Source organism: Gordonia jinghuaiqii, assembly GCF_014041935.1.
Classification (GTDB): Bacteria; Actinomycetota; Actinomycetes; order Mycobacteriales; family Mycobacteriaceae; genus Gordonia; species Gordonia jinghuaiqii.
In genome coordinates this window covers 303073-315919 of the sequence record NZ_CP059491.1, presented here as the reverse complement: position 1 = coordinate 315919, position 12847 = coordinate 303073, and the positions used below count along the sequence as shown (strand labels likewise).

The following is a 12847-nucleotide window of genomic DNA, read 5'->3' as shown; positions in this document are numbered from 1 at the left end:
GTTCCCGGCACCGAAGTCAACGTTACGTCCATCACACCGGAGGACCCCTTGCCCGATCTGACCGGAAGAACCGCGATTGTCACCGGTGGCGCCACCCTGCTGGGTCACGGCGTCGTCGCCGAGCTGGCCGCAGCAGGCGCCGCCGTCGTGGTCGCCGACATCGACGTCGAAGGCGGTGAGAAGGCCGCGGCCCAGGCCGCGACCATCACTTTCATCGAAACCGACATCACCGACGACGAGTCACTCGCCCGGACGATCGCCACGGTCGCCGACAGCCACGGCGGCATCGACATCGTGGTCAACCTCGCTGCGATATACCTCGACAACGGCTTCGACACGACGCGCGCGGAATGGCTCACCGCGCTCGATGTGAACGTCGTCTCGATGGTCGAGACCGTCCGCCACGCGTTCGAGCACCTGGCGCGCAGCCCGCACGCGGCGGTCGTCAACTTCTCCAGCGTCTCCGGCAACGTCGCCCAGACCGGACGCTGGACCTATCCGGCCAGCAAGGCGGCCGTCGCCCAGCTCACGCGTTCGATGGCGATGGACCTCGCGGAGCACGGCATCCGCGTCAACAGCGTCAACCCCGGCTGGACCTGGTCGAAGGTCATGGACGAGCTCTCCAAGGGCGACCGCGCCAAGACCGACCGCGTCGCGGCGCCGTTCCACCTCACCCGTCGTGTCGCCGACCCCGCCGAGATCGGCAAGGTCGTCGTCTTCCTCGCATCCGACGATGCCTCGGTCGTCACCGGCGCCGACTGGGCAGCAGACGGTGGCTACTCGGCCATGGGGCCGGAGTCATACGTTCCCGCAATTCCCCAGTTGATGGAGTGACATGAAGATCGCGATCATCGGCGCCGGTTTCGCCGGCCTGTCCAGCGCCAAGGTGCTCGGCTCTCTGGGCCACGAGATCACCGTGTTCGAGAAGGCCCCCGACGTCGGCGGCGTGTGGAGTTCCACCCGCCGCTACCCGGGCCTAACCACCCAGAACAACAAGCAGACCTATCATCTCTCCGAACTCAAGATGCCGCGGCGCTACCCGCAATGGCTCGCGAGCGAACAGGTTCAGGAGTACCTCGAGACCTATGTCGAGCGGTTCGGGCTCGGCGGATGTCTCCGCCTGGGCACCGAGATCACCAAGGTCACACCGACCACCGACGAGGACGGCTGGCTCGTCACCGCAAACGGTGAGACCGAGCAGTTCGATCACGTCGTCGTGGCCAACGGCATCTTCTCGACACCGGTCATACCGGACTACGAGGGTGTCGCCGAACTCGAGGCTGCCGGTGGTCGGCTGATCAGCACGAGCGATCTGCGTTCGCTCGACGAGGTTGCCGGACGGCATGTGCTGATGGTCGGGTACGGCAAGTCGTCCTGCGACGTGGCGGCGGCGGTCGCCGAGGTCGCCGAGTCGACCGACCTGATCGCACGAGACCTCCTCTGGAAGGTCCCGCGAAAGGTGGCGGGCATCCTCAACTACAAGTACCTCCTACTCACCCGATTCGGCGAAGGTCTCTTCCCATACCAGAAGCTGACCGGCGTCGAGAAACTACTGCACGCCAACAACTCCCGCATCGCGCACGGGCTCACCGAGTCCGTCGGCGCCGTCGTCACCCGCCAGCTCGGTCTCGAAAAGCTCGGTCTGGTACCGGAGAAGCCGTTCCATACCATCGCCAAGGCCTCGGTCAGCCTGGCGAGCGAAGGGTTCTATGAAGGCGTACGAGACGGGTCCATCACCGTACATCGCCGGCGCACTATCACGCGCTTCCTGGAGAAGAACTCCAAGCCGTACGCCGAGTTGTCCGACGGCACGGTCCTCCGTGCCGATGTGGTCATCTGCGGCACCGGTTTTCGTCAGGAAGTCCCGTTCTTCGACGACGCGATCCAGCAACGACTCACCGACGCCGACGGCAACTTCCTGCTCTACCGCCACATCTTGCCGCTCGACGTTCCGAACCTGACGTTCGCCGGCTACAACTCGTCGTTCTTCTCTCCGCTGTCGGCGGAGATGGCCGCGGTGTGGACCGGATCGTATCTGGCTGGTGCACACAAACTTCCGACGGCAGACCAGATGCGCGCGTCCACCACCGAACGCATTGCCTGGATGGAGGCCCGCACCGATGGCCACCACGCCCGCGGCACCAACGTCGTGCCGTTCTCGCTACACAACATCGACGAGGTCCTCGACGAAGCGGGACTCAACCTCGGCAAGTTCACCAGGGCCTTGCAGTGGCTTGCGCCGGTCAGTCCGTGGTCGTACCGCAAAGTCAGTCGCAAGCTGGCCAGGCGCATCGCGTCCCTGGAACAACCCCGTGCGGACTGACCAGTCCCGACGCCCCAGATTCGCCACAGGAGAATCCTGTGCCCGGCGGTGGTTCCCCGGGTCCGCTCGCCCTACTGTTACCTCAACCACAGGCGCCGCCTCCGGCCCACGCATCACCGCCGGCGAGCAGGAGGCGACAGTATGCAAATGAGGTGTGAACCCCCTCTGTCCGAACATATTTCCCGATTGTGCCGCCCACATCGGAACACCACGGCGACCATCCGTCGACATACCGCCCGAGTTATCCGAGACAACATACGGAGACCCCATGGTTTCGAACCCTGACGTTTCGACCACCGACACCGAACCCCACGTGGACCCGATCACCGCTTCGGTACTGCAGCGCCGGGTCGACTCGATCACCAAAGAGATGGCGACCATGCTGATGCGCTCGTCGCGCTCGCCCATCTTCAACGAGATCGGCGACCTGGTCACCGTCATCTTCGATCGTGAGGGAAACACCCTCGCGCAGGCCGAGTTCGCCGCCATCATCGCATTCGGCGCGCATCCCTCACTCGAGTACATCATCGAGTACTTCGGCGATGACATCCACGAGGGCGACGTCATCATCCACAACGACGTCTACCACGGCGGAAACCAGAACGCCGACACCGGAATCTACATGCCGGTCTTCTCCGAGGGTCAGCTCATCGGCTGGACCGCGGCCAAGGGCCACCTCGCCGACATCGGCGGCATGACGGCAGGCGGATACAACCCCAACGCCCGCGACATCTGGCAGGAGGCCCTACGCATCCCGCCGCTGAAGGTCGTCGATGCCGGCGTGCTGCGCAAGGACGTCTGGGATCTCCTGTCCGCGAACATCCGCTTCGAGTTCGTCATGGAAGACATCCGCGCGATGATCGGCTGCTGCACCGTCGGCGGCCGCCGCCTCGTCGAGGTCATGACGCGCTACGGTCTCGCCGACTACGAATCACACTGGGCCTACATCCTCGACAGCTCCCGTCGGCAGGTCGAGGCCGAGGTGGGTCGCTGGCCGGACGGCCACTACCACGGCGAGAGCTTCATGACCTCTGACGGCGTCGACAACACCAAGAAGTACAAGATCGCCGTCGACATCGAGATCGCAGGCGAACAGATCGTGTTCGACTTCTCTGGCAGCGACGACCAGGCGCCCGGCATCACCAACATGCCGGCCGCCGCCGCCAAGGGTGCGGTACGCATCGCGTTCCTGATGCTGATGGCGTCCGGCGGTATCCGAATCCCCACCAACCAGGGACTTTTCGAGCCGATCGTGACGAAGTTCCGCAAGGGTTCGATCATCGACCCCCACTTCCCCGCCGCCACGATCTACGGCAACCAACTGTCCGACGAGATCGTCGAGGCCATCATGCTCGCTCTCGCCGACATCCTGCCCGACCGCGTCACCGCCGGCTGGAACAAGTACATGTGCACGGCGACCAACGGCGTCGACCCGCGCACGGGCGAGCCCTTCGGTACCTTCACCGTGTTCCAGCGAACCGGGCCCGGCGGTGTTCAGGGCCAAGACGGTTGGGATGCGCTGGGATTCACCGGTACCGCAGGTCAGATGCGCGCCCCGGACCCCGAGATGCTCGAACTGACCACCCCCCATTTCCTCGAATACCATGAGTACCTGCCGGATTCGGCCGGTGCCGGCGAGTTCCGCGGCGGTCTCGGCACGCGGTCGGCCTGGCGGACCTACGGTGAGGGTCAGATCGGCGTCACCCTGGCCGACAACATGGCCGCCGAGGGCGCCTTCCCGGCACGCGGCCTGTTCGGCGGTCACGACTCCGGCCTGAACGAACTGGTCATCGAGTACCCCGACGGCACCGTCAAGAACTGGGGTTCCAAGGAAATCGTCGACCTCGTCCCCGGGACGCGCATCGTCTCCAACGCCGGTGGCGGGGCGGGTTATGGCGACCCGAAGAAGCGGCCGGCGGAGAAGGTCCGCAGCGAGGTCATCGCGGGTCTTCTGTCCACCGACAGCGCTCGCGAGGATTACGGCGTGGCGATCTCCACCGACGGCGAGATCGATCAGGAGCTGACAGCGTCGCTGCGCGCTTGAACGTCGCAAAACCCGTACCCCACTTCCTCATCCCCGGCACGTCTCGCCGCGAGCGCCGTGCCCCGTCCACACCAGGCAGGAAACTGTGAGTATTCGTATCGGAATCGACGTCGGCGGCACCTTCACCGACTTCCTCCTCATCTATCCCGACGGCCGTCGCCGTATCCACAAGACCAGCTCGGTCCCCTCCGATCCGCCCCAGGCAGTGCTCAACGGCCTCACCGAACTCGCCGAGATCGAAGGGCTCCCCCTCCAGGAGTTCGTCGCCCGCATCGGCCTGATCGTGCACGGCACCACCGTCACGACCAACGCTCTGCTCACCCGGCGCGGCCCCAAGACCGCGATGCTGGTGACCGAGGGCTTTCGCGACGTGCTGCCGATGCGTCACGGCACCCGCGAGGAGCCCTACGACAATCGACTCGCACAACCGGAACCGATCACCCCACGCGCTCTTCGTCTCCCGGTTGCCGGACGCATCGACTACCAGGGCAAAGAGGTCACCGCGCTCTCCGAGGAGGACGTCCGCTCGGCCGCCGCGACCCTGCGTGACGCCGGCGTCGAGTCGATCGCCGTGTCGTTCATGCACTCCCATGCGAATCCCGGTCACGAGCAGCGAGCCGCGGAGCTGCTTCGCGAGGAGCTCGGCGACATCTACATCACCGAGTCGGCCGAGCTGCTGGGACAGGCACGCTACTACGAGCGGTCCAGTGCCGCGGTCCTGAATTCGTATGCGGGACCGATCATCAGCCGTTACCTGTCGACCCTGACCGGCATCCTGGACACGGTGGAGTTCGGCGGCATCCTGCTCATGATGCAGTCCAACGGCGGCGTCGCGACCCCGGACGAGCTCGCCAAGCGCGCAGCACTCTCGTTGCTGTCCGGCCCCGCGTCCGGACCCACCTCGGGTTTGCTCGTCGTCGACGAGCACGGCTGGGACTCATGCATCACCGTCGACATGGGCGGCACCAGCTTCGACGCCGCGGTCGTCAAGGGCGGCAAGCCGCTGATCATGACCGACGGTGAGATCGACCGCTGGTCGATCGCGTTGCCCGCCGTGGACATCCACACGATCGGCGCGGGCGGCGGTTCCATCGCCTCGGTGGACGAAGGCGGACTCCTCAGCGTCGGACCGCAGAGTGCCGGGGCTGCACCGGGTCCGGCCTGCTACGGACGCGGCGGCACGCGTGCGACCACCACCGACGCCGACGTGGTGCTCGGCTACCTCGACCCGGAGAGCTTCCTCAACGGGCAGATGTCGCTGGACCGCAAGGCATCCGAAGACGCCATCCGCCGTGACGTCGCCGAGCCCCTGGGCCTGTCGGTGCTCGAGGCGGCCGCCGGCGTCTACGAGATCGTCAACGTATCGATGGCGACCGGCGTCCGCGACATCACGGTTCGCCGTGGGCTCGATCCCCGCGACTTTCCCATCGTCGTCGCCGGTGGAGCCGGACCTGTGCACGCCGCGGCCATCGCACATGAGCTCGAGATCCCGGTGCTCATCACGCCGCGCGACTCGTCGATCTTCTGTGCGGCAGGAATGCTGGTGTGCGACTTCAAACACGACTACGTGCAGAGCGCCCACGATCGTCTCGACATGATCGACCCGGCAACGCTCGCCGCCACCTGGGCGCGGATGGCCGAGGAGGGGCGCGCGACCCTGCACGGCGAGGGCGTCATCGACGATGCGATCAGCTTCGAGCCTGCGCTGGATCTGCGATACAAGGGCCAGTGGTATGAGCTGACGATCCCCGTCGACCCGGCGGCCGTGTCGGCTGCACCCGACCTCGAGACGATCGCGGCGAGTTTCCATGCCGAGCACGATGGGCTGTTCGGATACAACAGCCCCGAGATGCCGATCGAGATCCTCAACATCCGGCTGTCGGCGGTCGGCCGTACGTCAGATGAGCGCATCAGCCTCAACTCCGAAGTCGCGGTGAACATGCCGGTGGGCGCGGGTCGACGTGAGATCTACTCGCCGCAGCGTCGGGAAATGGTCGAGGTCGACGTCTATCGCGGTGCGGCCATGGGCCCGGGCACCAAGGTGAACGGTCCGGCGGTCATCGAACTCGGCACCACCACGATCGTCGTGCTCGACCAGTACGACTGCGTCGTGGACAAGTCGGGATCTTTCGTGATGTACCTGCGTGATCGCGCCGACGAGGTGACGAGCCGGCTCAACCTCTGACGCTGCAGATTCACCACGGCCGGACCGAATCCACCTCCCGTAAGGGTGGTGGATTCGGTCCATAGGTGGTGGGTTGAGGGTGATGCGGTTCAGCGACCGAGGGTCGCGGAGGGTAGTTCCTGGTAGGTCGCGCGGTACACCTCGGCGAACCGTCCGACGTGGAAGAAGCCCCATCGCGTGGCGATGGTCGTCACCGAGGTGTCTGCGGGCGAGGCGTCGACCAGGTCCTGGCGGGCGTGGTCGAGGCGGATTCGGCGAAGACGCTGCAGCGGGGTGGTGCCGAGCTCCCGGGCGAACAGTTCCTGGAGGGACCGGGTGGAGACCCCGACCTCGTGGGCGATCTCACTCACCTTCCACGGATGGTCGGGGCGGTCCTCGATGAGCGCGAGCGCAGTACGCACCGGGCGTGATAGCGGCGCCGACGACGGTGTGGCGGTGTGGGCCGAGTTGGGCTGGATCGACAGCAGCCCCGAGATGAGGGTCTGCTCGAAGTTCGAGGTGACCAGCGGTGACGACAGAATGCTGCCGGCCGGGCTGGACAGGGCATCAACGGCGAACTGGACGAGACGTACCCAGGACTGGACAGCCAGCGCGGTGACGTCGAACCGGGGATCGAAGATGACCGGTTCGACGTCGTCGTCCGTCCCGGCGACCTCCTGGACGGCGGTTCGGCGGATGTAGACGACGAGCTTCTCGCACCCGTCGCCCCACACCATGTCCAACGGTCGGGTCGGCGACGAGACGGTCCCGGTGCACCGGTCGCTGAGCACCTCGGTGTCGCCGACCCGGATGCGGGCGAACCCGGCCACCGGCACCTGCACGAGGTAGAAGTCGTCGACACGGCCCGGGGTGATGTGCACCTCGGACCCGTAGCGCATGTAGTTGAGTGTCAGGTCGTCGCCGATGGGCGCCGAGTTGTGCACGAGGTCGAGCCTGCCGCCCGCGCTCACGCTGAGCCGGTGGGGGCAGAAGCGGGCGGCGACGGCCGCACGCGCCTGGGCGAGGTCGGTGGTCGCACATGCGCGGTATCCGGTGAGGAGGTCGCTTGGCATCTTTGAATCCTGTCGAGCTGTGATCCAGATGATGGACCAGGGCGTCCATGGTAGGCGGTTGACCGGGCCGGGCACTCCTACCGGATGTGCCCGGCCTCACGAGGCATCCACACAGCTTCCGCGGTGATACCTCTGACATGCGCAGAAGGCCCGGCCGGAATCCCGCCGGGCCTCGTCGTGCTCAGTACTCGTCGACCTCGACGACACCTCGGCTGATCCGGTGCAGGCCGGTCGGGTGTTCGGACAGTTTGCGGCTGCCCTGTTCGTCGACGACGAAGGTGTCGGACATGTAGCCGCTGGCGATCTCGGTGGCGTCGGAGACCATCGGATGCAGGGTGACCACCATGCTCTCCGCCAGGGGCTCCTGCAGGCTCTGGTCACCGTCCTCGACGACGTCCAGACCGATCATCGGGTCCTCGATGACATCAAGACCCAGCGAGTGACCCGACCAGTACGACGACTTGGCACCCTCGCTCTCGACCCCGGCAAGCACACGGCGCTGGATGTCACCGGGTGTGACGCCGCCGCGCAGCACCTCGGCGCCGGCGGCGATGCCCTTGGCCACCGCCCGGCCCATGCGCGCGGTGATCTCGTCCGGGCGGGCGAAGGTGACCATGCGGGACAGCTCGGTCCAGTAGCCGCGGGGACCGATGATCTCGAAGGAGAACGTGTGCACGTCGTGGGCGTTCAGCACCCGGTCGCGAGGGGTGTCGAAGGTCGAGTGGGAGTGGACGTTGTCGAAGTCGGTGTGCATCGACAGGAACAACGGGTCCTCGCCGCCGAATTCGCAACCGACCTTGTACATCTCGGCCGCGACCTCGCGCTCGGTGATCCCCGGCCGGACAATCTCGAGCAAACGGGAGAAGCACTGGTCGAGGATGAACGCCGACTCCTCTGCGCCGGCGATCTCGTATGCGCTCTTGACCGCGCGGATCCGCTCGAACGCGTCGGAGAAGTCGACGAACGCGACGTGCGGGTAGGCCTGCTGCAGGGCCAGGTACTCGCCGACCTTCATCACCTGGTTGAGACCCACGATGCCGACCCGCTGGACTTTGGGACGACGCCGCAGGGCGTCGACCAGCCCCTCGGAGGTGGTACCGGGGAAACGGTAGTCGCTGACCCAAGCGGTGGCGGGCTTGCGCGCGCCGATCAGGCTGCCCGAGAGCACCAGGAACGGCTCGGAATCGCGGAACATAACCGCGTTGCCCGACTTGTGGCAGAGGTTGTAGTCGGCGACGTAGCGCAGCGAGCCCTTGTGACCGCGGTAGTCGTTGGCGGCGAAGATCAGGGCGTCGAGTCCGTGATCGGCCATCGCCTTGTTCAGCAGGGCCCAGCGACGATCCCGCTCGGACAGCGTGTGGGACATTGCGCACCTCTCATCAGGGGAAATACGGGGATATCCGGCGCGCGGACACCGCAGCCGGTCACTGGTTCAGGACATCGGCAATCCTTCGGTCGCCCCGGTCGCCCCGGTCGCCGGTCGATTGCGTCACGATGTCCGCTGACCGTATGCGGGTCCCGACCACGGCCACAACGATCGGCGCTATTTTTTCGGTGTGGCGAATTCCGACCCTGATCCTCGCCGCGTCGGCGAGCCCGACGCGGTTCCACCGATCGATTCGGTACACCGCGCGCTGCGGCTTCTCAAGAGCCTGCGCGACGGGGAGTCGCTCGGGGTGAAGGATGCCGCCGAGATGCTCGACGTGGCACCGTCGACAGCTCATCGCCTGCTGAATGCCCTCTGCTACGACGGTTTCGCCGTCCAGGGCCGCGAGCGGCGCTACCGCCTCGGGCCCGAGTTCCGGCCCGACGAGACCCGGCCGCTGCGCGTCGGTGATCTCCGGGCCGCGGTGCGGCCGGCCATCGAGGAACTCGGCGCGCAACTCGGCGAGACCGTCCACGTGTGGATTCGGCAGGGACCGTTGCTGCACTGGGTCGACGGTGTCGAGGGAACCGCACCCACGCATGTCAGGCCGGACGGCTGGGACCGAGTGCCGGCGTATGCCTCGGCCGCGGGCAAGGCACTGTTGTCGGAACTCACCAACAAACAACTCGAGGACGTCTTCGCCGCCGGCCTCCCACCCGCCCGGGCGTCGCGCATCAGCAACCTGCGCTCGCTCAAGCGTCACCTGACCGCAGTACGCAGTCGTGGTTACGCGATCAGCATCGAGGAGTCGGCCCAGGGCGTCGACGGGGTCGCGGTGTGCGCCAAGGATGCGCTGGGCCGTCCGGTGTTCGCCATCTCGCTGGCGATCCCCAGTTCACGTTTCGACCGTTCCGCCCTGCCGGAGTACGTCGACTCGCTGCGGGAGGCCGTCGAACGCACCGAGGACGCTCTCGACCAGGCCACGGCGAGCGACTGACCGGCGAATACGCGCCAGATATTCGCCAGAGCAGAATCCTGTTCCCAGCGCTGGCTGCGGTGTACCCGACGACCTACTGTGACCACAACGTCCGATCCCGGACCACCTGCCCGACGCGGATCGGAAAGCCAAGCAGTAGTTGCCAATTGACCGCACACCCCATGTGGAGTCCTGTTTCGTCGTGCAGCGAACACGGCCGACGTTCGGCCCGCCGCGTGATCCTGCCGCCCACGGACTCCGCGGGATTCACGACATCGCCGCCCCGGCAACGACGACTGCCGGTACCCGCCGACCATGCTCACCATCACCACGCCATTCCTGAGGAGACACCGTGCCCACGGCCAAGTTCGTCGAGAAGTACGACCTCTATGGTGCCGAGGATCATCGCGACGCCGAGCGCGCGCTCGAGACCATCAACCGTGAGGGCATCGAGATCGTCCGCGTGGTCTGGCCCGATCAGCACGGCCTGCTACGCGGCAAGGCGCTCACCGTACCGGCCTTCAAGGCTGCACTCGCATCCGGCAACGACATCACCATGGCGCCGTTCTTCTTCGACACCGCCAACGCCATCGTGATGAACCCCTTCACCCCCGACGGCGGGTTCACCATCGAAGGCCTCGGCGGTAGCCCCAACGTCAAGATGGTGCCGGACCCGTCGACCTTCACCCTGCTCCCATGGGCGGAGAAAACGGCCTTGGTGTTCTGCGACCTCTACATGTCCAACGGCACACCGTTCCCGCTCGCGCCGCGCACCATCCTCAGGAACACGCTTGCGGCCATGGCCGACAACGGATGTGAGCTGATCGCGGGACTCGAGATGGAGTGGTACCTCACCAAGATCGTCGACGACGGACTGGGCACCTCGTCGCTGGGCGCACCCGGTTCGCCTGCCGACCCGCCCACCGTCGCACCGGTGTCACGTGGCTACAACTACCTGCTCGTGGATCACCTCGACGAGGTCGACGGCATCTTGCGCCCCATACGGAATGCGCTGTCTTCGATGGGTCTTCCCGTCCGTTCCTTCGACGACGAGTGGGCGCCCAGCCAGATGGAGACCACTTTCGACATCCTTCCAGGCCTCGCCGCCGCAGACTCGGCGGCACTGTTCCGCACCACCGCCAAGCAGATCGCCAAGCGCAACGGGCACCTCGCGTCGTTCATGTGCACGCCGGCCATCGAGGGTTTCTACGCGAACGGATGGCACCTCCACACCTCGATCGCGGACCTGGACACCGGCGAGAACCTGATGGTGCCCACCGGCGACGCACCTTTGTCCGACCTCGGATTGCATTACATCGGTGGCACTCTCGAGCACGGCGCCGCAGCGTCGGTGTTCACCACCCCGACGATCAACGGTTACCGTCGCCGTCGCCCGTACTCACTGGCGCCCGACCGTCTGGCCTGGGGCCAGGACAACCGCGCCGCGATGATGCGTGTCATCAGCGCACCGGGAGACACGGCCTCTCACGTGGAGAACCGCGTCGGCGACTCCGCTGCGAACCCGTACCTCTACATCGCCGCGCAGGCCGTCGCCGGACTCGACGGCATCCTCAACCGGACCGATCCCGGTGCTCCGAGCGAGGACCCGTACAGCGCAGACGTGCCGCAGCTGCCCGCGACGCTGGCCGAGGCGATCGCGGAACTGAATCAGAATGCCTTTTACCGCAAGACCTTCGGTGACGGGTTCATCGACTACATGGTCACGATGAAGCGCAGCGAGACCACCCGGTATGACGCCTGGGTCGCCGAGAACCCCGACGAGTCGACCTACGTCAACGGCGTCACCGACTGGGAACACCGCGAGTACTTCGAGATCTTCTGACCCCACACCGATGGAATCCGGCCCCACACCCTGCCGCTTCGAGGAGGAGGGGCGTGCGGTGTGGAACCATCGACAGGGTGAAAGCCATCGTCGTCGAATCCGAGAATCTGTCCGTCACCGATGTGCCCGATCCGACTCCTGCAGCGGGCGAGGTCGTGATCGATGTGGTCGCCGCGGGCGTCAACCGCGCCGACCTCCTGCAGCGAGCGGGTAACTATCCCCCGCCACCCGGCGCCTCGGACATCATCGGCCTCGAGGTGTCGGGACGGATTTCGGCGCTGGGCACCGGGGTCTCCGGCTGGGCCGAAGGCGACGAGGTGTGCGCCCTGCTCGCCGGTGGCGGCTACGCCGAGAAGGTGGCCGTGCCGGTCGAGCAACTGCTCCCGGTGCCGCGTGGCGTCGATCTGGTGTCCGCCGCCGCCCTCCCCGAAGTCGCGTGCACCGTGTCGTCGAACATCTTCGACACCGCGCACCTCAGCACCGGCGAACTGCTCCTCATCCACGGCGGGTCGAGCGGCATCGGCACACATGCCACACAGATCGCGCACGCGATGGGTGCCCGTGTCGCGGTCACCGCACGCACCGAGGCCAAGCTCGAACGCTGCCGCGAGTTCGGCGCCGACATTCTCATCGACTACTCGAGCGACGACTTCGCCGAGATCGTCGGCGACGCGGGAGGCGCCGACGTCATTCTCGACATCATCGGCGCCAAGTACCTGAAGTCCAACCTCAAGGCGCTGCGCACCGACGGACGTCTCGTCATCATCGGCATGCAGGGCGGGGTCAAGACCGAGATCAACCTGGGCCTGCTGCTCTCCAAGCGGCTGTCCGTGATGGGTACGACGCTGCGAGCGCGTCCGGTACACGGACCCGGCGGCAAGGCCGAGGTGGTCTCGGCGACGCTGAGCCGCACCTGGCCGCTGATCGAAGCCGGAACCGTCGTGCCCGTCGTCGACCGCGTGTTCCCGCTCGCCGACGCCGCCGCCGCACACGACCATCTCAACAGCGGCGACGTCATCGGCAAGGTGCTGCTGAGCGTCGCGGACTGACTCGTCGCC

General features: G+C 66.4%; 9 protein-coding genes. 7 read left to right on the top strand and 2 right to left on the bottom strand.

The annotated features are described in order from the left end of the window. Window positions 1-48: 48 nt before the first annotated feature. The 4 genes from H1R19_RS01255 to H1R19_RS01240 all read left to right on the top strand — a co-directional run bounded on the left by H1R19_RS01255 (window position 49) and on the right by H1R19_RS01240 (window position 6552). A complete protein-coding gene (locus tag H1R19_RS01255) occupies window positions 49-834 on the top strand; it encodes an SDR family oxidoreductase (RefSeq protein ID WP_219850360.1) in 786 nt (261 codons plus the stop codon). A gap of 1 nt (window position 835) precedes the next feature. Then, window positions 836-2323, top strand: coding sequence for a flavin-containing monooxygenase (locus H1R19_RS01250; protein WP_219850359.1), 1488 nt, complete (start codon window positions 836-838; stop codon window positions 2321-2323). Window positions 2324-2591: 268 nt separating this feature from the next. After that, the gene (locus H1R19_RS01245) at window positions 2592-4367 is read left to right on the top strand and encodes a hydantoinase B/oxoprolinase family protein (RefSeq protein ID WP_188330854.1); all 1776 of its coding nucleotides are present in this window, start codon (window positions 2592-2594) and stop codon (window positions 4365-4367) included. Window positions 4368-4452: 85 nt separating this feature from the next. Continuing rightward, entirely contained in the window at window positions 4453-6552 is a 2100-nt protein-coding gene (locus H1R19_RS01240) for a hydantoinase/oxoprolinase family protein (RefSeq protein ID WP_188330853.1), read from the top strand. Between the two features lie 89 nt (window positions 6553-6641). On the opposite strand, the gene H1R19_RS01235 is transcribed toward H1R19_RS01240, so the two are convergent. Beyond that, window positions 6642-7604, bottom strand: coding sequence for an AraC family transcriptional regulator (locus H1R19_RS01235; RefSeq protein WP_188330852.1), 963 nt, complete (start codon window positions 7602-7604; stop codon window positions 6642-6644). A gap of 181 nt (window positions 7605-7785) precedes the next feature. Next, window positions 7786-8970 (bottom strand): M24 family metallopeptidase, encoded by a 1185-nt coding sequence (locus H1R19_RS01230; RefSeq protein WP_188330851.1) that lies wholly within the window; start codon window positions 8968-8970, stop codon window positions 7786-7788. 190 nt (window positions 8971-9160) lie between these two features. Here H1R19_RS01230 and H1R19_RS01225 point away from each other — a divergent pair, with 190 nt between their 5' ends. The 3 genes from H1R19_RS01225 (at window position 9161) to H1R19_RS01215 (ending at window position 12838) form a co-directional block, all read left to right on the top strand. Next, window positions 9161-9967 (top strand): IclR family transcriptional regulator, encoded by an 807-nt coding sequence (locus tag H1R19_RS01225; protein WP_188330850.1) that lies wholly within the window; start codon window positions 9161-9163, stop codon window positions 9965-9967. Window positions 9968-10298: 331 nt separating this feature from the next. After that, entirely contained in the window at window positions 10299-11789 is a 1491-nt protein-coding gene (locus H1R19_RS01220; protein ID WP_219850358.1) for a glutamine synthetase family protein, read from the top strand. Between the two features lie 77 nt (window positions 11790-11866). Continuing rightward, window positions 11867-12838 (top strand): NAD(P)H-quinone oxidoreductase, encoded by a 972-nt coding sequence (locus H1R19_RS01215; protein WP_188330848.1) that lies wholly within the window; start codon window positions 11867-11869, stop codon window positions 12836-12838. The last annotated feature ends 9 nt before the right edge of the window (window positions 12839-12847 follow it).